General features: G+C 59.3%; 19 protein-coding genes. 10 read left to right on the top strand and 9 right to left on the bottom strand.

Annotated features, from left to right (window positions below):
- Window positions 1-31: 31 nt before the first annotated feature.
- Complete coding sequence (locus H2O65_RS09215) at window positions 32-871, bottom strand: polysaccharide deacetylase family protein (RefSeq protein ID WP_182141412.1); 840 nt, start codon at window positions 869-871, stop codon at window positions 32-34.
- A gap of 99 nt (window positions 872-970) precedes the next feature.
- Here H2O65_RS09215 and H2O65_RS09210 point away from each other — a divergent pair, with 99 nt between their 5' ends.
- Window positions 971-2,536: an IS1634 family transposase gene (locus H2O65_RS09210; protein WP_182141411.1), complete on the top strand. Its 1,566-nt coding sequence runs from the start codon at window positions 971-973 to the stop codon at window positions 2,534-2,536.
- Window positions 2,537-2,664: 128 nt separating this feature from the next.
- Here the strand turns inward: H2O65_RS09210 and H2O65_RS09205 are convergent, their stop codons facing one another.
- The 4 genes from H2O65_RS09205 to H2O65_RS09190 all read right to left on the bottom strand — a co-directional run bounded on the left by H2O65_RS09205 (window position 2,665) and on the right by H2O65_RS09190 (window position 8,940).
- Window positions 2,665-4,266 (bottom strand): polysaccharide deacetylase family protein, encoded by a 1,602-nt coding sequence (locus tag H2O65_RS09205; RefSeq protein ID WP_182141410.1) that lies wholly within the window; start codon window positions 4,264-4,266, stop codon window positions 2,665-2,667.
- 136 nt (window positions 4,267-4,402) lie between these two features.
- Window positions 4,403-5,242 carry an aldo/keto reductase gene (locus tag H2O65_RS09200; protein WP_182141409.1) on the bottom strand — a complete coding sequence of 280 codons (840 nt, stop codon included), beginning with the start codon at window positions 5,240-5,242 and terminating at the stop codon, window positions 4,403-4,405.
- A gap of 36 nt (window positions 5,243-5,278) precedes the next feature.
- The gene (locus tag H2O65_RS09195) at window positions 5,279-7,198 is read right to left on the bottom strand and encodes an ABC transporter ATP-binding protein (RefSeq protein ID WP_220458743.1); all 1,920 of its coding nucleotides are present in this window, start codon (window positions 7,196-7,198) and stop codon (window positions 5,279-5,281) included.
- On the bottom strand, window positions 7,195-8,940 hold the full coding sequence (locus H2O65_RS09190; protein ID WP_182141408.1) for an ABC transporter ATP-binding protein: 1,746 nt from the start codon (window positions 8,938-8,940) through the stop codon (window positions 7,195-7,197). Before H2O65_RS09190 ends, H2O65_RS09195 begins: the two co-directional genes overlap by 4 nt.
- A 236-nt stretch (window positions 8,941-9,176) precedes the next feature.
- Between H2O65_RS09190 and H2O65_RS09185 the strand changes: the two genes are divergently transcribed.
- Complete coding sequence (locus H2O65_RS09185) at window positions 9,177-9,839, top strand: hypothetical protein (RefSeq protein ID WP_182141407.1); 663 nt, start codon at window positions 9,177-9,179, stop codon at window positions 9,837-9,839.
- Here the strand turns inward: H2O65_RS09185 and H2O65_RS09180 are convergent.
- The 3 genes from H2O65_RS09180 to H2O65_RS09170 are packed head-to-tail and all read right to left on the bottom strand — an operon-like array spanning window position 9,836 to window position 12,017.
- Entirely contained in the window at window positions 9,836-10,207 is a 372-nt protein-coding gene (locus H2O65_RS09180) for an RNA-binding S4 domain-containing protein (RefSeq protein WP_220458742.1), read from the bottom strand. The two genes, H2O65_RS09185 and H2O65_RS09180, sit on opposite strands and share 4 nt — an antisense overlap.
- Before the next feature lie 4 nt (window positions 10,208-10,211).
- Window positions 10,212-11,549, bottom strand: a complete 1,338-nt coding sequence (locus tag H2O65_RS09175; RefSeq protein ID WP_182141406.1) for a M18 family aminopeptidase — start codon at window positions 11,547-11,549, stop codon at window positions 10,212-10,214.
- A gap of 12 nt (window positions 11,550-11,561) precedes the next feature.
- Complete coding sequence (locus H2O65_RS09170; protein ID WP_182141405.1) at window positions 11,562-12,017, bottom strand: N-acetyltransferase; 456 nt, start codon at window positions 12,015-12,017, stop codon at window positions 11,562-11,564.
- 288 nt (window positions 12,018-12,305) lie between these two features.
- Between H2O65_RS09170 and dnaK the strand changes: the two genes are divergently transcribed.
- The 8 genes from dnaK (at window position 12,306) to H2O65_RS09130 (ending at window position 21,326) form a co-directional block, all read left to right on the top strand.
- Window positions 12,306-14,159 carry a molecular chaperone DnaK gene (dnaK, locus tag H2O65_RS09165; RefSeq protein WP_182141404.1) on the top strand — a complete coding sequence of 618 codons (1,854 nt, stop codon included), beginning with the start codon at window positions 12,306-12,308 and terminating at the stop codon, window positions 14,157-14,159.
- 121 nt (window positions 14,160-14,280) lie between these two features.
- Complete coding sequence (locus H2O65_RS09160) at window positions 14,281-14,868, top strand: nucleotide exchange factor GrpE (RefSeq protein ID WP_182141403.1); 588 nt, start codon at window positions 14,281-14,283, stop codon at window positions 14,866-14,868.
- Between the two features lie 24 nt (window positions 14,869-14,892).
- Complete coding sequence (locus H2O65_RS09155; protein ID WP_182141402.1) at window positions 14,893-15,945, top strand: DnaJ C-terminal domain-containing protein; 1,053 nt, start codon at window positions 14,893-14,895, stop codon at window positions 15,943-15,945.
- The gene (locus H2O65_RS09150) at window positions 15,942-16,586 is read left to right on the top strand and encodes a heat shock protein transcriptional repressor HspR (protein WP_182141401.1); all 645 of its coding nucleotides are present in this window, start codon (window positions 15,942-15,944) and stop codon (window positions 16,584-16,586) included. The genes H2O65_RS09155 and H2O65_RS09150 overlap by 4 nt, the downstream gene beginning before the upstream one ends.
- A gap of 9 nt (window positions 16,587-16,595) precedes the next feature.
- A complete protein-coding gene (locus tag H2O65_RS09145) occupies window positions 16,596-17,915 on the top strand; it encodes a MurT ligase domain-containing protein (protein WP_182141400.1) in 1,320 nt (439 codons plus the stop codon).
- Window positions 17,908-18,678, top strand: coding sequence for a type 1 glutamine amidotransferase (locus H2O65_RS09140; protein ID WP_182141399.1), 771 nt, complete (start codon window positions 17,908-17,910; stop codon window positions 18,676-18,678). Before H2O65_RS09145 ends, H2O65_RS09140 begins: the two co-directional genes overlap by 8 nt.
- Window positions 18,678-19,559 carry a hypothetical protein gene (locus H2O65_RS09135; protein ID WP_182141398.1) on the top strand — a complete coding sequence of 294 codons (882 nt, stop codon included), beginning with the start codon at window positions 18,678-18,680 and terminating at the stop codon, window positions 19,557-19,559. Before H2O65_RS09140 ends, H2O65_RS09135 begins: the two co-directional genes overlap by 1 nt.
- The gene (locus H2O65_RS09130) at window positions 19,560-21,326 is read left to right on the top strand and encodes an N-6 DNA methylase (protein WP_182141397.1); all 1,767 of its coding nucleotides are present in this window, start codon (window positions 19,560-19,562) and stop codon (window positions 21,324-21,326) included.
- A 302-nt stretch (window positions 21,327-21,628) separates the two neighbouring features.
- On the opposite strand, the gene H2O65_RS09125 is transcribed toward H2O65_RS09130, so the two are convergent.
- Window positions 21,629-23,785, bottom strand: a complete 2,157-nt coding sequence (locus H2O65_RS09125) for a prolyl oligopeptidase family protein (RefSeq protein WP_182141396.1) — start codon at window positions 23,783-23,785, stop codon at window positions 21,629-21,631.
- Window positions 23,786-23,787: the final 2 nt, after the last annotated feature.

Below are 23,787 nucleotides of genomic sequence, written 5' to 3'. Positions count from 1 at the left end.
GGCCGTCTCACAGAGAGACCCAGTGGGGAAACTAACCCCGAATACCCTGTGCAGAGTAGAAGTAATCTGCAGGCAGTTGTGTGTCTCCAAACAACTGGGACACCGTGACCAGCGTAAACCCGCGCTCAAGCAGTCCGTCTGCAACTGCTCCAGCGGCCGCCACAGTCTCTTCGTGGATGTCGTGCATGAGGACGATTCCATCGGGTGTCGCATCCCAAACAGACTGCGCCACGATTGAGTCGTATCCAGGCTTCTGCCAGTCATTAGTGTCCACAGACCAGAGGATTGCTGGCAGGCCACCCGCGGCCAGCGTGCGTGAGTTCAGGTCTCCGTAGGGTGGGCGCAACATAGGCACAGGAGCTCCGGTTACCGCAGTGATGGCGGCGGTTGTGTCGTTCACCTGTGCGGCGACGGAGGCATCATCCAGGGTTGTGAACGCGGGGTGGCTCCAAGAGTGGTTGCCAATTTCGTTGCCCTCGTCGTAGGCCCGCTTCAAGATATCTTCTTGGCCAGCTATGTTCTGTCCAAGGACGAAGAAGGTAGCGGCCGCATATGGGCGAGCAGCGTAGACGTCGAGGACCTGGGGCGTGAGGTATGAGGGCCCATCATCGTAAGTAACGGCAACGCAGGGAACCAGGTCGCAGTCGACGTATTCACGCCCGGAAGGGACTGCGGCGGGACCGGCCCAGGGGAGGGCCTCCGCCATCGAGTTTGAGATGCCAGCTCCGAGAGGTGTAAGAATCTCCTCTGCTCGGGCGGCTGGGATCTTCAGGGTCGTGGGGAGTATTTCCACCTTGGGGTCGCCTGCCGCCAGGAAGGCTATGAAGTCTTGATCGACGGTGACAAGGATATCGCCCCTGACTTGGACCACCTGGGGCTTTTTTGTCGTGTTTGGTTTGTGTTTGTGCTGGTCGTGGCTGGTTTGGTTGGTGGTTTGGGGACACTAAGGGGTGTTGTTTTATGATGGGGTATGCCCCCTAAACTGCGTAAAGTTCCTACCGCGTCGGGAGCGACCGCGGTGCAGATCGTGGTCAAGGAATCTGGGCGGGTGCGGGTGTTGGAGCATCTGGGGTCTGCTCACAGCCCCGGTGAACTGGCGGCACTAATGCAGGTAGGTCGGGAGCGGTTGCATCCGGGTCAAGCGGAACTGGATTTAGGGTTAGACCCCACAGTGCGTGGTGGGGCGGTTGTGCAGTCTCAGTCATCACGCTTGTTGGTTGAGGTTATCCGAACTGCTTGGGATGCTCTGGGGTTTGATGTAATCGCAGATGAGGGGTTCTTTCAACTGGTCCTGGCCCGTTTGGTGGAGCCAACTTCAATGGTTGATAGTCGCCGCGTGTTGGAAGAACTGGGGGTCACCCCAGTGCATTACTCAACCTTCAAACGAGCCTTGACGCGGGCTGGGAAGCGTGATTACCGGGGCCAAATCGCTACAGCCTGCTTTGAGCACTCCGCAGTTACGAGTGGCCTGTCCTTGCTGCTTTACGACGTGACCACCTTGTATTTTGAGGCTGAGAAGGAGGATGACTACCGCAAGGTCGGGTTCTCCAAAGAACGCCGGGTTGATCCCCAAATCGTGGTGGGCTTACTGGTGGATCGGGCGGGTTTCCCTTTAGAGATTCACTGTTTTGCTGGTAACAAACCCGAAACCCAAACCATCCTTCCAGTCGTGAAGGCCTTCGCTGACCGTAATAACGTGGTTGACATGGTGGTGGTAGCAGACGCAGGAATGCTGTCAGCCACCAATCTGGATGCCATCGAGGAAGCCGGGTTGCGGTTCATTGTGGGATCGCGGATGACTAAAGCACCCCAGGACCTGGCGGGCCACTTCCACTGGCACGGCAGTGACGCTACCGATGGTCAAATCGTTGACACCACCACCCTCAAACGGGGCAAGCCTCGCGCTGACCCGGAGGGCAGTGTTCCTCTCACCCAGCCAGTGTGGGACCCAAACAATGCGGCCCACGCCAGGTCGTGGCGCACAGTGTGGCAACACCGCCACAAACGCGCAGTAAGGGACCGTCACACTCTCCAGAAGCAGCGTGAACGAGCCGAAACGATTATCAGCGGTGAAAGGCCCGGTAAAGCGGCCAGGTTTGTGAAAACCAGTGGCACCAAACGTGTTTTTGACCAAGCCACTTTTGAGCGGGCCCTCCTGCTTGCCGGGTGGAAAGGCTACATCACTAACATCCCTAAAACCGTGATGGACGCCCAAGAGATCGTGGGGTCTTACCACGAGTTGTGGCATGTGGAGCAGTCGTTCCGCATGAGTAAAACCGACCTGCAGGCTCGCCCTATCTTCCACCGTGAGCGAGATGCTGTTGAAGCCCATTTGACCGTGGTCTTCACTGCCCTAGCCATCAACCGCTACCTCTACGCAGCAACCGGGACCACCTTGAAAAAACTGGTACAAACCCTACGGCCCCTACGAGACGTCACCATTCAGATCAGCGGCCAACAAATCACCGCCACCCCCAAAATCAGTACCCAAACACAAAAACTACTCAACAACCTCGGAAACAGGAAGGGACACTAAAGAGGTCCAAGTCAGGTCAAGCGCGGCAAGGGTTTCATCAAGTGAATGCAGTGACTCCATGGCAGGAAAGTCTAGTTCGACCGCCGCTACCGCCTCTGGCCGTCTCACAGAGAGACCCAGTGGGGAAACTAACCCCGAATACCCTGTGCAGAGTAGAAGTAATCTGCAGGCAGTTGTGTGTCTCCAAACAACTGGGACACCGTGACCAGCGTAAACCCGCGCTCAAGCAGTCCGTCTGCAACTGCTCCAGCGGCCGCCACAGTCTCTTCGTGGATGTCGTGCATGAGGACGATTCCATCGGGTGTCGCATCCCAAACAGACTGCGCCACGATTGAGTCGTATCCAGGCTTCTGCCAGTCATTAGTGTCCACAGACCAGAGGATTGCTGGCAGGCCACCCGCGGCCAGCGTGCGTGAGTTCAGGTCTCCGTAGGGTGGGCGCAACATAGGCACAGGAGCTCCGGTTACCGCAGTGATGGCGGCGGTTGTGTCGTTCACCTGTGCGGCGACGGAGGCATCATCCAGGGTTGTGAACGCGGGGTGGCTCCAAGAGTGGTTGCCAATTTCGTTGCCCTCGTCGTAGGCCCGCTTCAAGATATCTTCTTGGCCAGCTATGTTCTGTCCAAGGACGAAGAAGGTAGCGGCCGCATATGGGCGAGCAGCGTAGACGTCGAGGACCTGGGGCGTGAGGTATGAGGGCCCATCATCGTAAGTAACGGCAACGCAGGGAACCAGGTCGCAGTCGACGTATTCACGCCCGGAAGGGACTGCGGCGGGACCGGCCCAGGGGAGGGCCTCCGCCATCGAGTTTGAGATGCCAGCTCCGAGAGGTGTAAGAATCTCCTCTGCTCGGGCGGCTGGGATCTTCAGGGTCGTGGGGAGTATTTCCACCTTGGGGTCGCCTGCCGCCAGGAAGGCTATGAAGTCTTGATCGACGGTGACAAGGATATCGCCGTTCGTATCGAAGCCAACATTGGACAGCGATTGCCCCAGGTCTCCAAGGGTTGCAGCGTCGGGAGGCAGCACCTCGCCGCCACTCATGGGGCGTTCAATCTTTGCCAGGTCCGTGAGAGCATCGTAAAGAGTCGGCAGCGCCTCGGGTTTAATGAGATCCCGACCGCGCGCGACCTCGCCAGTCTCCGTGTTCGTGTAGATGATCTCCACAAAGTCGCTGGCAACCTCTGTGGCAGTGCCGCGGACGAAACGCAACTTTTGCCCATAGTTTGTCCCGGAAGCCAAGATCGTATCGCAAGCCACGGTAAGTTCCACGTCGCTACCAGCTGGAAGCGAGAGGCGTGGGTCGTCAAGAATTTCACGTCCAGTCAGTGCGGTGGTTCCCGGCACGCAACCACGCTCCAGCCACTCTGCGCTGCGATCGTGGGCCTCCGGTGTATAGACGGCTCCACGGGCCTCCGCTTGAGCCTGGAGTTGAGTGTTGACCGTGTCCGCAAGGAAACCATTGAACGGCTGCTGACCGGGCAGGTACGCCCATCGCGCTTCAGAACCAGTAGTTGAAGTGATCTTTTGTCCGGTCAGTCCATCAACAACCAGGTCGGTTGGGTGGGTGAAGTATTCTCCCAGGGTGATTTTTGGTGGCTCGGGTGTCTTTCCGCCTGCGCTACCGCTCTGACCTCCGGTTGATGGGGTGCATGCACCAAGTGTCAATGCGGCAGCCACGGTGAGAGCAGCCAACATTTTGCTACGTCTACTTGAAAGAATGCTTGCGTTCATTCTGCTGTTCCTTTTCACACCGACTCAGAATCAAAAGCTATGCGGGCATCACGGGACCCCAATCATTGTTATGCTACCGCCGAAAATGGCTAGTCTCCAAGCAAAACCGTAGGGAGCCGCGTAATGTGTCGCAGTTCTACATTCTGTCCATGAGGTCGGGGTGCTTACCGGTCCGCCCTCGTTCGCCACGGTCGAGGGCGTAAATCTCCCGCATATCGGCATCAGATAACTCAAAGCCGAAGAGATCCAGGTTCTCGCGCTGGCGCAGAGGCGTTGATGACTTAGGAAGAACGATGTCGCCACGCTGAACGCCCCACCGGAGAGCCACCTGCGATGGCGATCTGCCGTGTTCCTTTCCGATTCGCTCCAAGACGGGGTCGGTCAGAAGGGTTCCACGAGCAAGAGGTGACCATGCCTCCGTCACTATGCCGTGCTTGGCGTTGAATGCGTGTAGTTCTACCTCTGCAAAGTAGGGGTGAGATTCGATCTGGTTAACCTCAGGGAGTGTCTTTGCCGTCTGGAAAAGCTGTTCCAAGTGGTGAGCTTCAAAGTTTGACACCCCGATGCTCCGAGCTCGTCCTTCGGCAGCGAACTCTTCAAGGACCGCCCAGGTGGAAGCAAAATCTCCGCAATAGTGCATGGGTACTGGCCAGTGGATTAGGAACAAATCGACGTAGTCAGTCTGCAGATCAATGAGTGTTTGCTCGAAGGTTCTCCGGGCGTCCTCGGGTGCGTGATTGGGGTTGTTTAACTTAGAGGTGAGGAAAATGTCTTCCCGAGGCAGGCCGCTGGCTCTCCATCCCTCACCGACTTCGGTTTCATTTCCGTACATCTGGGCTGTGTCAACATGGCGGTAGCCGACCTCGAGGGCGCTGGTGACTATCGCAGCGGTATTCTCGGTCACCTTGTAGGTGCCAAACCCGACCTGGGGGACCATAACCCCACTCCGCGTTGTGACAGTGGGTATCTGCCTCATCACAAACCTCCGTCCCCAGGACGTGCGCCCCGGAATCTACTCTTCTTGGTGGGGCCCGGAGAACTGGGCCATGAACAGCCGTGCGTAAGCACCGTCTGCAGCTAACAGGTCGTCGTGAGTCCCCTGCTCAACAACGTCGCCGTCTTCCATGACCAAGATCAGCTCAGCATCACGAATGGTGGACAGCCTGTGAGCAATGACGAAGGCGGTCTTGCCTTGGCGCAAGGTATCCATTGCCTCCTGCACAAGTACTTCGGTGCGGGTATCAACGGAGGACGTGGCTTCGTCAAGTATCAGCATCTCCGGGTACGCGATGAAGGCACGTGCAATGGTGAGCAGCTGACGCTCCCCGACGGAGAGGGTATCCCCATCGTCCGAAATGCGCGTGTCGTATCCGTCGGGCAGTTGCCGAATCAGGCGATCAACAGAAGTCTCTCTTGCAGCCTTCTGGACCTCTTCACGGGTAGCCCCTTCCCGTCCGAAAGCAATATTCTCTTCAATTGTGCCGTCGAACAGCCAGGTTTCTTGAAGCACCATTCCCATGTGGTGGCGCAGTGTGTCCTTGTGGATGTCCTGAATGTTGACACCGTTGATCAGAATCTCCCCTGAATCGACCTCGTAGAACCTTTCCAAGAGGTTGACCAAAGTGGTTTTCCCGGCACCTGTGGGGCCAATGATCGCCACCATCTGTCCGGCCTCGACGTTCAGGTTCAAGTTCTTAATGACGGGCTTTTCGGGGTCGTATCCAAAACGGACGTTGCGGAACTCGACGTGACCGGCTTTCATCGGCTTGTCGCTGCCCGTGTCGGGCGCCATATCTGGAGCATCAAGGAAATCGAAGACGCGTTCGGCTGAAGCAAGTCCTGACTGCAGCAGGTTCGCAACTGACGCCAACTGCCCAATCGGCTGGGTGAACTGGCGTGAGTACTGGATGAAAGCCTGCACTTCGCCGATGGTCAGCGCTCCGCCGGTCACCATAATGGCACCTCCGACCGCTACCACCACGTATGACAGGTTTGAAACGAAACTCATCACTGGGTTGACAAGGTTGGAAATGAACTGGGCCTTGAAAGAGGAGCGGTAGAGGGCCTGGTTCTCGACGGTGAAATTGTCCTCGAACTTCTTCTGAAGATTGAAAAGGGTGACGACCTCGTGGCCGGTGATGCTCTCTTCAACCACGCCCGAGACGGCGCCTGTTGCCTTCCACTGCTTGCGGAACTGCGGTTGGGCCTTCTTCATCAAGACGCCGGCGATGATGGCTCCGACGGGGAGAACGAAGAGGGCCACCAGTGTGAGCGACCACGACATAGTCAGCATCATGGTGGCGATACCGATGATGGTAAACACCGACGTGAGCAGTTGGGTCATTGTCTGCTGCAGAGTCTGCGTGATGTTGTCGACGTCGTTGGTGACACGCGAAAGAATGTCGCCACGACTGTGGCGGTCCAAGTACGAAAGTGGAAGCCGGTTGATCTTTTCTTGAATCTGTTGGCGTAACTTCCACCCGGTGTTCTGAACGACGAGCCTGGCAATCTGGCCGGAAGCCCACCCCAGGAAGGCAGAACCGACATAGATCGCTGCAACTAGAAGAAGCAGGTGTCCAAGGGCTGAAAAATCGACTCCCTGGCCGGGGACGATGTCCATTGGCTCGAGCATGTCAGCCATGCTGACTTCGCCGCTGGCACGCAGCTCGGCGATGACCTCCGCCTTGGTCGCTCCCGACGGCATCCGTGAGGAGATGTAGCCGTTGAAGACGGTGTTTGTCGCGTCGCCAAGAATGCGCGGTGCGAGGACGGAGAGTACAACCCCACCGAGGCTGAACAGCGCCACCGCACCGATCATCCACTTGTATTCGCCAAGCATCTTGAGGACTCGCTTGAGCGTGCCCATTGAGTCCTTTACCTTTGCGGGGGCGCGTCCTGCACCGCCGCCGGGACCGTGACCTGGGCCGCTCATTCGCCCTCCTCCAATGCCATCTGGGACTGAACTATCTGTCGGTAGGTGTCGGAAGTCCGCACAAGTTGGTCGTGGGGGCCGCGCGCCACAATCTCCCCATGATCAAGAACCAAGATTTGGTCGGCGTGGCGGATGGTCGCGATGCGTTGCGCGACAATAAGGACAGCGGCACCGCCAACATAGGTGGTGAGGTTGTTGCGGATGGCGGCGTCGGTCGCGTAGTCGAGGGCGCTGAAGGAGTCATCAAAAACATACAGGTCTGCAGCCTTGTAAAGCGCTCGCGCCATGGTGAGGCGTTGCCTCTGGCCCCCGGAGAAGTTGCGTCCGCCGGGATCCACCCGCGTGTCCAGCCCGTCCTCGAGCAGAGAAACAAACTCTGTGGCCTGCGCGCCTTCGAGGGCACGCTCAACCCGGGCGCGCTGCTCAGGTGAGGGGTCGTCAACTCCGGACACCGTGGATGCGATTGTCCCTGAGAAGAGGTAGGCAGACTGTGGAACGAACCCGATGTGAGAGCGCAGTGTGTCCGGGTCGAAGTGGCGAACATCCGTGCCATCGACTGTGATCGCTCCGGCTGAAGGATCCATGAGGCGCGGGAGCAGATTCGCGAACGTACTCTTGCCGGAGCCAGTGGAACCAATCACGGCGGTGACTGTGCCCGGAAGCAAGGTAGCGTCGACCCCCTGGAGCACCGGCTCCTCAGCCCCCGGGTACTGGACCTCAACATTGTCGAATGCGAAGGTTGGGCGCTCGGTGGGGAAGGGGACAAGCGCGGCTGGCGCCGGATTGGCAACCGAAGGGTTGGTTGACAGCACCTCGTTTATGCGGCGGGAAGTCACTGTTGCGCGAGGAAGCATGAAGAACAGCATTGAAGAGGTCATTGTTGCGCCGAAAATCATCGCGAAGTAGGAGATGAAGGCGAGTAGCGCACCGATTTCCATCGATCCGGAATCGACAAGGTGCCCACCGAACCAGACAACCCCGATAGTTGCCATGGAGAAGATCAGTTGCAAGAGGGGGAACATCACTGCGAACACTGCGCCGATGCGGAGGGCAACGGTCTTCAGGGAGTCGTTGGCGCCCGTGTAACGGTTGCCGAACTCATCCTGGCGCACGAATGCCCGGATGACCCTGATGCCGCTGAGTTCTTCGCGCAACACAGTGTTCATCCTGTCGAGGCGGTCCTGTTGGCTGCGGAAGAGCGGATTGAGGATGATGAAGGCGATCGTTATGACGATGGTGATCAGTGGTACGAGGACGATCAGGAGGCTGGCCAACTGCGCGTTCATGCGGAGCGTCATCACGATGCCGCCGACGCCCATGATTGGTGCGGCAATCATGAAGTTGAAGATCATCAGAATTACCATCTGGATCTGCTGAACATCGTTGGTAGACCTGGTGATAAGCGAAGGTGCGCCGAGGTCGTGGACTTCTCGCGATGAGAATTCTTGCACCCGGGTGAACACCTTTGAGCGCAGATCTGCCCCGAGCCCCATGGCCACCAGTGCCGCCAAATACACGGCGAATCCCGCGGTGATCCCCTGCGCTGCAGATACTGCGAGCATTACTGCTCCCAAAACCCACACCCGGTTCACGTCACCCGTCACCACGCCCTCGTCAATGATGGAAGCGTTAAGATCGGGTAGGAAGAGCGCGCAGATTGTGGAGGCCACTTGAAGGATGATGACGGCAGCCACCTGGTGCCAGTGCGCCCTCAGATAGGGCCAAGTTACCCGCCAAAGCATAGACAGTCCTCAATCTCCAGAAAAATGACTTTAGATGCTAAGCCTAAACGGAGATCTTTTCGTTTCGTGATGACCTTTTCTCACAGCGGATTCACGGGGCAACAACCCACGAACGAGCTCTCCGGCTGGGCCCGGCTGCCTGCTGAAGAGCCGGGGCGTTCATGGTTGCCGTGGAAACCTCTAAACTTCTGCTCATAACATGTCAGCCAACGCATCCAGGAATGGGGGGACAAGCCTTGGCAGGAAGCAATTCGGGAGATACCCGCAAGCATGCCGTCCGTGGGGTAAGCCTTCCCAATGAGGTCGTGGAGCTGGGAGTTTGGGCGGTATTAGCAGTGGCTTTCCCACCGCTTAAGGGCCCGCACGGTGAGGAGGGTGACGGCGTGGGCAACGTGTCCGAAACTGCCCGAAAGAAGATTGCCCAGCGCTACATGCCCGGTTTGGATACGCTTCTGGACGGCGCAGTGCGCCTTCGCAATGAGGTGCGCGACGGGCGCCACCTCGCCATTTCCTTGGGCCGTTATGAGAAGGTGCGCAGCGGGCTCGCTGCCGCAAATAAGGTTGCGTCCCGACCGGGTCAAGCGGCTTGGCCTCCCGGGGCGCAGACAGTCGCCGCGCGTCTCGGGGGCGGGGCATGGGCAGAAGCCCTGCGAACCCTCGGCATTAGTGCAGAGCCGGGTGGGCGTGCGCGCGGAAGTGGATCGTTGGCCGACCATGACTTCAAAGCTGCCTTGGCTGCTTTCTTTCACGACTGTGGTGAAGACGGGGGCCCTGCGACGTACTCCGCCTACTGCGCCTGGGTGCAAGAAGAGAGAGCCAATGGACGGCATCGCCCTTCGGGGTCTGCAGTGCGTCAGCGTTACTCATCCTGGTCCGGGGCGCTTGCGGCAAATCGCTAACGCCTAGAGTGTTTCGACCACTCTTCCCCGCGCAGCTCCTCCAACTGACGCCGCTCCTTCTTTGTCGGGCGCCCTGATCCGGGATCCCGAAGTGGTATGCCTCCGTAAATCCGAGGGCGGGGTGGCGAGTGATCAATGTAGGCTTCGCGAGCCAATGGCGCGCCAAGCCGCTTCGGAGGCAGGGAAACGACCTCGACAATTTTGTCAAAACCGTGGTCCCTGATGCGGACAACATCCCCCGGAACCACTTTGAATGACGCTTTGACCGGCGCATCGTTGACTCTGACATGACCTGCTCGCACCGCAGAGGTCGCTAGTGAACGCGACTTGAACTGGCGCGACGTCCACAGCCACACGTCAACACGCACGGGGTCATCCCACCCAAAATGCCGCGATGGCCCGCGCCAGGTAGACGGGGTCGAGGACGTGGCATGTTTCCCGCGTTGAATGCATCGCGAGAATTGGGATACCAACGTCGACAGTCTGGATCCCCAGGCGTGTGGCCAGAAGTGGTCCCACCGTGGATCCCGGCCTCATTGAGCTATGCGAGACAAAGACCTGGCTTGGCACGTTTGCGTTGTGGCACGCCTTGCGCCATGTTGCCACGCCCACGAGTGAAGTGGCGTAGCTCTGATCCGCATCGACTTTGAGAACCGGACCCCCACCCATGACGGGACGCTCTTTGGGTCCATGCTTGTCCTCGTACCCGGGGTTCACACTGTGGGCTGCGTCGGCAGAAAGTAGGACTGAGTTGGCCCGCGTTTGGTCGCGCCCATCGCCGTAGATCCCACTTGCGAGGCAGATACGCCTCATTACTTCTTCGAGAAGGGGCCCACGGGCACCCGTGGGGGTACCCGACCCGATTTCTTCGTGATCAAAGAGTGCGAGGACGGGGATGCGCCCACCGGCCCAAGCGTCCCTATCGAGCAGCTCCTCGCCGCCGCTTCCTGTGATGGAGGTCAGTGCATGGAGTCCCGCGAACACAGATGAGAGATTGTCTTGGCGACCTGACATTAGGAACTGGTCGTCAACCCCAAAGATCTCCGGTGGCTGTGCCGGGACAAGAAACAGTTCACTTGCCGCGATCTCTTCAGCGGACTCGAAACCTGCCATCCGTGCGACCAGACCCATGAGGTCTCGGTCGTCCCCGATGGTCCAGACGGGCTGCATGTTCTTTTGTGGGTCGAGGACGAGCCCCTTGGTGTTGACTTCTCTACCGAGGTGGGGTGCCAGTTGAGGCAAGAAAGCAATTGCGTCGCTGCAGACTAGGCGCCGGTTGCCGTCCCAGTCCACGACAGCGCCCGCGAGACGCAGGGTGCGGTCAAGCCAGGAGTTATTAAGGGGCCCACCGTAGGTCTCCACCATAATCTGCCCCCAGCCGTCACTAGAGGTCTTCTGTGGCAGTGGCTTGAGCTTCAGGGCTGGTGAGTCGGTGTGTGTGGCAGTAAGGGCAAAACCCAGCGCGCCCTCGAACTGAACCCAGGCGACAAGAGCTCCGTCTTCCACAACGAAGTATCTTCCAGGTTCTGTCGGCCAGTCTTCCCGGCGGTCGACCTCCACGAAGCCGCCCTCGGCGAGCATCTGCCCCGCCTGGTCAGCGCAGTGGTACGAGGTCGGACTGGAGTAGAGGAAGTCCGCATACTCCTGCGCATACTCGCGGACGGCGGGGGTCTGGGTAGTGAGGATAGAGGGTTCAGCGACGTTACTCATTGTGATGCTCTGTTACTCCACGTAGCGGTAGATGTTGGTTTCACGGGTTTGGAAACCGCAGCGAACGTAGAGACGGTTTGCGGCTTCGCGGGACGGTCGTGAGGTGAGGTCGACTGAAACACAGCCGAGGACTTTGGCTTGGTCGAGGGCGGCTTCAACCAGGGCCTGTCCAGCTCCCTGGCCCCTGGCGCCGTTGTCGACGACCACGTCCTCAATCCAGGCGCGCTTACCGGTTGGGATCTGAAAGGTCACCAGCGTGAGCATGCCGAGGATTGGGTCCAAGCCTGGGACAGGTGCCTCACCTGTGGGAACTGCCCTGTACGTGAAGAGAAAGACTCCTGGCTGAGCCACAAACTTCTTGAGTGCCTTTTTCCCCATGGGTTGGGCGGAGGAGGAGAGCTGGGGAATCAGCTTCTCAAACGCCTCAACCAGTTCCGGGGTGACGTCGGTGATTAGGTCAACGGTCATGAGGATTCGCTTTCGCAGAAGAAAATGCGGTTAGAACGTCTCAAGGGTACAACGTAGACCCGTGTGGTGAGGATCACTGAAGGCTCTTGGCGGTCAGATTTGGCGAAAACACGAGGAAAACTCCAAGGTTGAGTCGACTGGACTCAAGTCTGCATGATTTGGGGGTTGCGTCCGGTCGTGTCAACTTCTAAGGTTGAGTCCATGAGGCTCAAGGTTGGAAAGGTTGGGAAAGCCCTCCCGACCGTGAGCGACTGACCAAATAGATTTAGAAAACAGGAGGCACGACTCATGGGTCGAGCAGTAGGTATTGACTTGGGAACCACCAACTCCGCACTCGCGGTGCTAGAGGGTGGCGAACCGACGATCATCGTGAACGCTGAGGGCGCACGTACCACCCCTTCGGTGGTGGCATTCTCCAAGAGCGGCGAAGTTCTTGTGGGTGAAATTGCGAAGCGTCAGGCAGTAACCAACGTTGATCGCACAATTTCTTCAGTGAAGCGCCATATGGGAACGAACTGGTCCCAGAGCATTGACGATAAGAACTACACGGCGCAAGAGATTTCGGCGCGTATCTTGTCGAAGCTGAAGCACGATGCAGAATCGTACCTGGGTGAGCCCGTCACCGACGCGGTGATCACGGTCCCCGCGTACTTCAACGATGCTGAGCGTCAGGCAACCAAGGACGCGGGGCAGATTTCAGGTTTGAACGTTCTGCGCATTATCAACGAGCCGACAGCGGCAGCACTTGCCTACGGTCTGGATAAAGGAAAAGAAGAAGAACTGATTCTGGTCTTCGACCTCGGCGGCGGTACCTTCGACGTATCACTGCTGGAAGTTGCCAAGGATGATGATGGCTTCTCCACCATTCAGGTTCGCGCTACAGCAGGCGACAACCGGCTGGGTGGCGACGACTGGGATCAGCGCATCGTTGACTGGTTGATCCAGCAGGTCAAGTCCAAGACCGGTGTTGACCTGGGTAAGGATCCGGTCGCACTGCAGCGTTTGAAGGAAGCGTCAGAGCAGGCGAAGCGTGAGCTTTCAACCGCGACGACCACCACCATCTCGATGCAGTACCTGTCGATGAGCGAGTCAGGCCCAATCCACTTGGATGAGAAGCTAACGCGCGCAAAGTTTGAAGACATGACGAAGGACCTCTTGGATCGCACCGAGAAGCCGTTCAAGGACGTCATCAAGGAGGCCGGAGTTTCGGTTTCTGAGATTGACCACGTGGTGCTGGTTGGTGGCTCAACCCGTATGCCGGCCGTGAACGACCTCGTCGTCAAGTTGACCGGTGGTAAGGAGCCGACTCGTACAGTGAACCCAGATGAGGTTGTTGCTATCGGCGCAGCCCTTCAGGCCGGTGTCATGCAGGGCGACCGCTCTGACGTGCTGCTGATCGACGTGACACCGCTTTCCCTCGGCATTGAGACCAAGGGTGGCGTAATGACCCGACTGATCGAGCGCAACACGGCGATCCCAACCCGTGCAACCGAGGTGTTCTCGACTGCTGAAGATGGCCAGTCTTCCGTCCTCATCCAGGTATTCCAGGGTGAACGTGACTTCACCAGGGATAACAAGCCGCTGGGCACCTTCGAACTGACCGGCATTGCTCCGGCGCCGCGTGGGGTTCCCCAAATTGAGGTCTCCTTCGATATTGACGCCAACGGCATTGTCCACGTTTCCGCCAAGGACCGTGGGACGAACAAGGAACAGTCGATGACAATCACCGGTGGTTCTGCACTTCCCAAGGATGACATTGAGCGCATGGTGAAGGAAGCCGAAGAGCACGCTGAAGAGGATAAGAAGCGTCGCGAGGACCTGGAAACCCGTAACCTTGCTGAGCAGACCGCATACTCTATCGAGAAGCTCCTCAAGGAGAACGAGGACAAGGTTTCTGAAGACACCCGCAAGACGGTTCAGGAAGCCATCGACGAAGTGAAGTCTGCGCTCGAGGGCGACGACACGGATGCTGTGAAGAAGGCATTCGATCACCTCAACGAGGTCGGCATGAAGATTGGTGAAGAGGTTTACCAGGCTGCAGCGTCAGAGGCAGCAGAGGAAGAGCTTCCCAGCCAGGAAGATGTCAACGCTGAGGAAGAAGTCATCGACGCAGAGATCGTTGAAGACGAGGACGACAAGTAGGCGCAGTTTCGACTGACAACTTAGTAACGGGGAGGGGGTCGCGCCTGCGGCCCCCTCCGCCGTCTGTCCGGCAGACTTTAGAAGGAACGTTCAGGCCCAGCAGGCCAACGGAGAAGAGAGCATGACTGAAGAAAACACTGTTGATCCGGGTTCGGAAGACCCCACTCAACATATTGCGGAAAACACATCTGCCGACGAGGGCGGAGAAGACACAGACTTCACCGCATTTGAAGAGAATTTTGGCGACGGCAGCGACCTGGTGAAACTCCAGAAGGATCTTGACGAAGCACGCGATGAGCTCAGCAGAAGCAGGGCAGAGACTTACAACGTACGCCAGGAGTACGGTAACTATGTGCGCCGCTCCAAAGAAGAGGCTGCTAACCGCCAGGCCGCAGCCCGGGAGGACGTTGTGGAGGAACTACTGCCAGTCCTCGACGATATCGAGGCTGCACGTACAGCCGGGGAGCTGGCAGACGGACCGTTCGCGGCAATTGCGGACAAGTTCGAAGAGATCCTCGGTGGACGCTTCGGCCTCGTCCAGTTTGGGGCACCCGGAGACGTCTTCGACCCGACGTTGCACGACGCGCTTATGGCGCAGGCTAACCCCGATGTCGAAGAGGCTGTCATCGCGACCGTTCTGCAACCCGGATTCAAGGTCGGCGAACGGGTTCTTCGCCCAACCAAGGTAATCGTTGACAACCCTGCTTAGGGGTTCGATGGAGAGGAGGCTGAAATGGCTGAACAAGATTGGCTAGACCAAGACTTCTACAAGATCCTCGGCGTCGACAAGTCAGCGGACGACAAAGAGATCCGGAAGGCGTACCGCAAGCTCGCCCGCAAGTGGCACCCGGACCAGAACGCGGGGGACACGAAGGCTGAGGCCAAGTTCAAGGAGATCGGTGAGGCATTCGCCGTTCTTTCCGACAAGGACCAGCGTGAGCGTTATGATGCGATCCGCGCCATGGGTTCGGGCGGCCCCCGCTACACGGGCGGCGGCGCGGGCGGCGGCTTCGAAGACATGTTTGGCGGCATGTTCGGCGGCGGTGCGGGCCAGGGTGGCCCGAACGTGCGCTACCAAACCAGTGGCGGTGGTGGAGGTGGATTCGGTGGAGCCGAAGACATACTCTCCTCACTCTTTGGCGGGGGAGGGGGCTCCAGCCCCTTCGGCAGCGGTGGATCCGGCGGTGGAAGTCCCTTTGGCGGCTTCGGTGGTGGGCAATACGCAGCGCCGCAACCGCAGAAAGGCGCCGACCTCACAACTTCGACCACTCTGACTTTCAAACAGGCGTACGAGGGCGAGACCCTGCAGTTCGCCCTCGACGGCAAGTCGATGAAGGTGCGAATTCCTGCCGGGGTCCGCGACGGACAGAAGATCCGTCTTCGTGGCAAAGGTCAGCCCGGCGTATCAGGAGGACCGGCAGGCGACCTCGTCGTCAAAGTCTCCGTAGAGAAGAGCCCCGTCTTCACGATGGACGGCGCAAACCTACGGGTTAAAGTCCCGGTGTCATACCCGGAAGCAGCGTTGGGTGCAACGATCGACGTGCCGCTGCCCGACGGAACAAAGGTGGGGGTAAAAGTTCCAGCCAACACTTCGTCAGGCCGTGTTCTGCGGGTTCGCGAGCGAGGTGTGAAGAAAGGCAGCAAGCGCGGCGACGTTCTTGTTGAACTACAGGTCAGCACGCCCTCGAAGCTCTCCGACGACGCAAAAGCGACGATAGAAGAGCTACGGACAGAACTTGGTACTTGGGACCCTCGCGAAGCGCTTAAGGCGGCGACAACCCGATGACTGAGGCAGTAGCGTCACAGCAAGCCAACGCGAGGAGTGAGGCCGTCTATACCGTTTCGGTGGCCGCGACTCTGAGTGGAATGCATGCGCAGACACTGCGGCAGTACGACCGTCTTGGACTGGTCAAGCCAGGTCGAACCAAAGGCCAGGGACGACGCTACTCTTCAGCCGACATTGAACGCTTGCGGCATATCCAACGGTTGACTCAGGAACACGGGATCAACCTGGCTGGGGTGCAACGCATTCTCGGCCTCGAAGAAGAAGTGCGTACTTTGAAGAGCGCGCTTGATGACCTCAACGCCGCACTTGCGAGGGCGCAGACCCCCGTGAAGGGGGTTTTCACCGCGGATTCGGAGGGGAAGGTGCAGCTCCGCTCCCACTCCGGGGCAGTGGGTCGACGGTCGGACGTCCCCACCAGCGGCGGTGATGTCGCCGCTGCCTCCCTTCAGCTGCCTGGGTCGCGGCCCGTTGGGGCTGCTCGCGAACTGGTGGAGCTGGTGAGCTCGAAGCCTGGGCGACACGCACCTGTAGAGTTATCCATGCGCCCTGGCAGTGCCCTGGCGGAGCGTGGATTGACGGGCTGGCAACTGGTTGCCAGTCTACGTCTGGGGCAGATAGCAGAGCGTCGCAAGTTGGTTTGAGGGGAACGAATGACACCTAAGCAGTCTCGGGGAGGATCTCTTTCTGCGCGGGCTCGGGCAGCTCTTGTGGCGGGTTTGGGTGCTCGCGCGGCCTCGAAGGCAATGGGCCGCGGGGCGGGCGGAATGTTTGGAGGGCGCGTTGCACTTCGCGTCAACCCCGACATGATTGAAGAGTTGAGCGCCGGTAAACGATGCGTCCTCATCACGGGTACCAACGGGAAATCCACGACGACCAAGATGGTCGCTGCCGCATTGAGTGCCGTAGGCCGGGTCACAGGAAATCTGGGTGGAGACAACATGCAGACCGGCGTGACAACCGCCCTAATGGTGGGGCGGGATGCGCACCTGGCAGCTCTTGAAGTTGATGAGATGAACATGCCCGACATTGCTGGAAAGGTGGGCCCGGAAGCCATAGTTCTGCTGAATCTCTCCCGCGACCAGCTGGACCGGGTCGGAGAAATCGGAGCAGTTGAGAAGCGTCTCAGAGATGCGGTTAACGCCAATCCTCAGGCAACGATCATCGCCAACTGTGATGACCCCCTTGTTGTCTCTGCGGCCTGGGATGCGCCCAAGGTCGTCTGGGTGGCGGCGGGTGCCCCCTGGAAGGACGATGCGGTTTCCTTCCCGCGCACAGGCACGCTCATCGAGCGCCATGATGAGGATTGGGAGGTCGAGGGCGATGGCGCCTATCGCCGTCCGGTCCCCGACTGGGAGATCACCGAGGTGTTCGAGGATGGCTCCTTCGATCTGCTGGGGCCAGACGGTACCCACACCCCAGTGTCTTTGAGTGTTCCTGGCAGGGCCAACCGGGGTAACAGTGCGCAGGCAATAGCTGCCGCGGTTGTGATGGGGGTTGCTCCTCTGCGTGCTGCACGCGCGGTGGGAACTGTCAGTGGGGTTGCTGGACGCTACCAAACCTACGATGTTGCAGGGCGGGCCGTAAATCTGCTGCTGGCCAAGAACCCCGCAGGCTGGCAAGAGTCCCAGACTGCAATTCCTTCCAGTACCGAACAGGTCATTGTTGCGGTCAACGCGCAGCGCGCCGACGGTACTGATACCTCATGGTTGTGGGACGTTGACTTCACACCCCTGCGGGAGCTGGGAGCGAGTCGCATCATAGCCAGCGGGGAGAGGGCCGCAGACTTGGCGGTGAGACTGGATTACGCTGGCATCACTGCCGAAGTGATCGATAGCCCCTTCGAAGCGATCTTTGCCATGGATGTTGCTCCCGTGCAGGTGTTGGCAAATTACACGGCATTCCGGGATCTCAAGAAAGAGATTGAAACAGCACGGGCCAAGTCTGGAAGTGGCGGTGATTCAGATGTCTGAGTCGGTCCTGCGGATCGGTGTCGTTTATCCCGAGGTACTGGGTACCTATGGCGATACCGGCAACGCAACCGTTCTCCGTGAGAGGGCAGTGAGGCGCGGCATTCCAGCCGAAGTGATGATAATTGGTCTCTCGGATGCCATCCCTTCCGACCTCGATATTTATGTCCTCGGTGGTGGGGAGGATACCGCGCAAGCCCTTGCCGCATCACGAATGCGAGAACATAGAGGACTTGTGGAAGCAGCGGAAGCACGGCGTCCCATATTGGCCATTTGTGCTTCACTGCAGGTCCTTGGTGAGAGGTACACGGACGCGGGTGGACGTGAAGTCGAAGGTTTGGGATTGCTTGACGTGGTCACTCGGCCTCGGGGACGTCGTGCGATTGGGGAACTGGTTGAACGTCCCCTGCTGGCGGGTTTGACTCACCTGCTGACGGGGTTTGAGAACCATGGTGGAGGGACAACGCTGGGTCCCGATGCGAGGCCGCTGGGGGAGGTGCTGGTGGGAGTCGGAAATGGAAGCGTCGAGGACTCACTGGAAGCGGACGACTCCTCGTCGGTCCTCTACGAGGGTGCCGTGCAGGGGAGCATTATTGGCACGTACCTACACGGCCCGGCACTAGCGCGGAACCCCCAGTTGGCTGACTACCTTCTGGCAGAGGCGCTCGGAGTCAATCCCGGTGAGTTAGCAGAAATCGAAATGCCCCTTGTTGAGAGGCTGCGAAGTGAACGCCTTGAAGCTGTCGGCGTGGAAGAGGAGAACTGATGAGTGACCCTTATAGTTCGGGAAGTTCCCAGAACAATCGCGGTCAGAATCAGGGTGAGAATCCCTGGCCTGTGTACGGACAGACAAACCCGGGAGGTGTGCAGGAAGGACAGGGTTCGACGCCTTGGCCCGTATACGGTGGAGCGGATGCCTCCGGTTCGCAACCCCCACAGAGTCCCCAGTATTTTCCCGGCGGGCAGGCAGGTGCTCAGTTCCCGACCAGCTCACAACAGACGCAGAACCCATATGGGGCGTCCCCGTATGGAACTGGTCCCCAGGGCGGCACTCCATATGGTTCAGGAGTTCCACAAAACACCCACGGGCCGCACGCGGGCGGATACGGCTATCCGGTGTCGCCTCCGCTCCCGTCACGAACAGGACCGATATTGACGATTGTTGGTGGCGCGATACTTATGGTGGTCATTGCGCCAATCGTCCTCGTTGCCATGATTTTCTCTGGGATTGGACTCTCCAGCATTGTGGAGAGTTCGATGCAGGCAACCAATGGTGGCGTCGTCGTGGTGGGTGAAACCGGCTCCATCGGAGTTGCTACGACATCGACGCTGCCACAGACGTGCACACTCTCACAGGAAGGCTTAGGAAGCGTGGAAATGCAACCTGAGCTTGACGGCGCGATAGTGGTCGCAAGGGATTTGACTCCGGGGGAGTACACGCTTTCCTGCACTGGGATGACGTCATCTGACTCGGTTGTTGTTTTTGACGGGGAGGCATTGGATGGGATGCTCCCCGCGACGGCCTCGGCACTCGGGTGGGCGTCAGTGGTTGGCATCGTTGGTTTGGGGGTTCTGATCGGCGGTATTGTCTGGCTTGTGAAGCGCAACGGGCAACGGCGGTCCGCCATGATGGGCTACCGGGTCTAGGTGGATTCCCAGGTCGTTTCCCGTGCGATAGAGGCGTTGCGCGCCCCGGAGCGCTCTCTCGCACAACTGAACTGGAAGCGTGCCCTAGCGGGATCTCTTTCTCTGAAACGTCCGGATCTGGCGCGCCAACTGATTGGGCACCTCGGTGTAGATCCCTCCGAGGTGTCCCCGTTGGCGGATATGTCTGTGGGGGAGTTAGGCGTTGTGTACGAGGCGCTCCTCGCCCTGTCGGACCCGAAGTCCCGACGCCGCGATGGCCAGTACTTCACGCCCGACGACGTTGCGAAATTCATGGTTGCTGAGGCCGACCACTTCCCTGCGGGTACGTGGCTGGACCCCTGTTGTGGGATCGGTAACCTCTCCTGGCATCTTGCTGCAAGCCAGGATGACCCGAGTACCTTTGTGGCGAGACGCCTGTCCTTGGTCGACTTGGACGAGGTCGCCTTGGCTAGCGCAGAAGCGATCCTCACGGCATCCTTTGCGGCGCGTGGGAACGACGGGGTGCTACCAGAATTGGTGGCCAGGTCGCAAAAGGGTGACTTCCTGTCAGCTCGGATAACTGTCACCGCCGACTACGTCATCATGAACCCTCCCTACGGGAGGAAGGAACGCCAAGATGGCTACGCGACTGCACGGGCTGGCGAGCTCTACGCCTACTTCATGGAGAAGGTATCCGCTAGCACCAAGGGGTTTGTTTCGGTGACTCCGGCCTCGTTCTTGGGTGGGCTGCGATATGCTCCGCTGCGCAACATCCTCTCGAACAGATCAGGACGGATCTACGTCTTTGACAATGTCCCTGACACCATTTTTCGGGGGTACAAATACGGGTCCGCGAACACCAGTACCACCAACTTTGTTAGAGCGTGCATCACGGTCGCGGATCCTCAGGTAGCCGGCTCTGTTTCCGCCGGCCCTGCTTCTGGCCTCGTCCCCCAAAGCGCAGGAATTCCGGGCTGGCTGATCACCCCCATCATTCGCTGGACCAGGGCAAACAGGAAAGCAATGTGGGAAGGATTGAGGGGCTTTCTGGTTCCGCTCCGAAGAGCACCGGGCGGCGAGTGGGCGAAGTTGATGCCCGGCACCGAGGCAGTGTGGGACACACTGTGCGGGCCGGAAGTGTTGGCGCAACCAGGGTCGGAAGACTCCGATGCGAATGCCAGGTGCCTTGCAGACCTACTGGTCGTCGGGAGTCCCGAAGACGGCGAGTCTCTCTACCGGCTGTGGGTTGCATCGACCCCAAGGTACTACGTCAGTGCCAGCAAGAAACCACTACAAAGGTCAAGCTGTCACGTGCTCACCTTCCAGTCGCCAGAAGCCATGAACCAGGCATACCTGCTGCTCAACTCGTCCCTTGCCTACTGGTGGTGGAGGTGTGTGGATGGCGGCATCACCCTGCAAAAACGGACGCTGGCTTCGCTGCCGTTGCCCTCGTTGCTCGAGGACATGAGCGCGGGACGGTCGGACTTGCTCGCGGAGCTCGAGCGCAGTGACAGTAGCGACATCCAGCTGAAACTCAATGCCGGACGGATCAATGAGAATGTCAAGCGCCCTCGGGACCTGGTGGAAGAGATTGACCGGAGTCTCCTAGCAGGGCTCGATTACGACTTTACGTGGGTCTTCGTGCCGGATCTCTTTGCGCAGGACCCCCCTACGCCGGCCCTCCCGGCCCCGGCCTTCCCCACCCTGGCCTTCCCCACCCCGGGACCTGTCGCTTCAGGTTTCCCCGCCCGGGCCCTCCCGACAAGTAGCGAGCCGGTTAAGCCATAGCGAGCCCGCTAGGCTTGCATAACGGTGTGATTTGGGAGTGGGTGGGCCTAGTCGGCTCCGTATGCCCTAAGTGGCTCCGTAACGCGGGGGACGGTCCGCAGTGGAGGGGGTTTCACGCTTTGCGGGGCGAGATACGGGGCACCCCAGCCATCGGGGCGCGAAATGTATACGTGGGGGCGAAATGATTGCCCGGGGTAGGCACCCCAGGCCACCACAAGCACCCAACATATACATTTCGTGAATCAGAGGGGGTGCGAACGTCCCCAGGGTCTGCCCCGAAGCCTTTTCGCCTTTTGGAAGCGCTAAACTCCCAACTCCCGCCAAAGGAATGCCCACCCAAGGGCCTGGTTGTGCGCCCTCTGCTGATTATCGGCTGCTCCGCCGTGGCCGCCCTCGATATTTTCGAAGTACAGCACCGGCTTTCCCGCTGCTTCAGCCAAGTACCCTAGGGAACGGGCATGGCCGGGATGAACGCGATCATCCTTCGTGGAAGTCGTCAACATCAGGGATGGGTAGGACCGTTCGGGGTCGAAAAGGTGAACAGGGCTGAAGGTACGAATGAACTGCCACTGCTGCGGATCTTCAGGGTTCCCGTACTCGGCGATCCAAGAATGCCCAGCTAACATCGTGTGGAAACGGCCCATATTGAGCAACGGAACTTGACAGAGCACCGCTCCGAAGTCATCCGGATACTGGGTGTACATGTTCCCCATCAGGAGCCCGCCGTTTGAGCCACCCTGAATACCCAACTGCTGACGTGTCGTCACTCCACGGCCAACCAGGTCCCGGGCGACAGCCACAAAATCCTCGTACGCTCGGTGGCGGTTCTCTTTCAGGGCACTGCGGTGCCAGCCGGGACCGTATTCCCCGCCACCGCGAGTATTCGCGACCACATACGTGCCGCCGCGTTCCAACCATGCCCGTCCGACTGTCGGGTTGTAGGCGGGAAGTAGACTGACATCGAAGCCTCCGTAGCCGTACAGGAGGGTGGGAGACGGTCCGGAAGTACCCTCGGAAGAAACCTCGAAGTACGGTACGCGTGTGCCATCCTTTGACACCGCGAAATGCTGGGTGACTGTGACGTTTGAAGCGTCGTAGAGGTCCGGCGCTTGCCGAACCGAAGTAGCACTTCCCCGGCCGCTCTCGTCCTCGTCAAGGGAAGGGTGAACCAGCCATAGTTCGCTTGGCTCCGTGTACCCGGTGGTCACGATCCACAGATCGTTACTCTTCTGCTTATCAACCGGGCTGACAACCGCCGTTGCTATTCGTCTGGCGCCGCCATCCGTCCCTCCCGGAACATCCAGCCCCACAGTCTTCCACGCGCCACCGCCCTCGGCCGCTCCCGATGAGGGCGGAACGAGGACGGTCAGATGCGAGACAACGTCGCGGATAGTGGTGAGAACAACCAGATCGCGGGTTAGCGTGAGATCTTCGAGAACCTCGTGGGCCGTAGGTTCAAACAGTGTAGTTGACGGGGCAACGTCAGGGCTTACGAGCAGCTCTTCAGTGTCGAAGGCCAACAGGGACCCGGCTCTGTGCGTCTGCCCCTGCCGACTCCAATCTTCCCGCAACCACGCTAGGGTCCAACGGTTCCACACGGTGGCTTCAGCAGATCGTGGCACTGGAATACGCCGAGCGCTGTCCGGGACCAGCTCCCCTGGTTCCCCCTCAACGAGGAAGCGGTCCGAGGTGTAGAAGTCCTCCATCACCTCGACAATCGAGCGCTCTCCCTGCGCGTCCCTGAGCGCCCGCGCCCACACGCCCATTGCCGAGGGATCAGCCTGCAGAATCACGTTTGCGTCCTCGACTGACTGGCCCCTGTGAAGAAGGCAGGCGCGCAAAGGGTACCCGGACGGAGAGGTGGTGTCAGGTGAGGTGGGTTGGGAGAGCCAGCAGATGTCGCGCGTCAGCCATGACAGGCTGCCCTTTGCTTCCGGGCGGAAGAATCCGTCGTCAACCCAGGTTTTGCTGTCGATTGCGAACTCTCTGGTCTCATCTGCATCCGACCCGCCGTCAGACAGGGTAATGAGTGCGCGGCTAGGGTCCTGCGGGCAGACCGCAGCTCCGTGCCACACCCATGACCTGCTTTCGGTTCGGGCGAGGGCGTCGACGTCCAACAACACGTGCCAGTCATCTGATCCGTCCAGATAGCTCTGATAATTCTGCCTGCGCCACAATCCCCGCGGGTGGTCGCCGTCCGTCCAAAAGTTGTAAGCCCACTCACCGCGAACCGTCACCATGGGAATGCGCTGCGGGTTGTCGAGGACGGAGAGGATCTCTTCTTCGAGGACGTGAACACTTGGAGCTGTGTCGGAGTGGTCCGCCAGCGTCTTTTCGGTACGTTCATTACGTTCACGCACCCACGACAGTGCTTCATCACCCAGGATCTCTTCCAGGAAAGCCGGGGTGATGGAGTCTAGAGGGTCAGGGAGGGACGTATAGGATGCGGGGCTAGTCATCT

It is taken from the genome of Schaalia sp. JY-X169, from assembly GCF_014069575.1.
GTDB lineage: Bacteria > Actinomycetota > Actinomycetes > Actinomycetales > Actinomycetaceae > Scrofimicrobium.
This window is presented reverse-complemented; position numbering and strand designations above follow the sequence as displayed.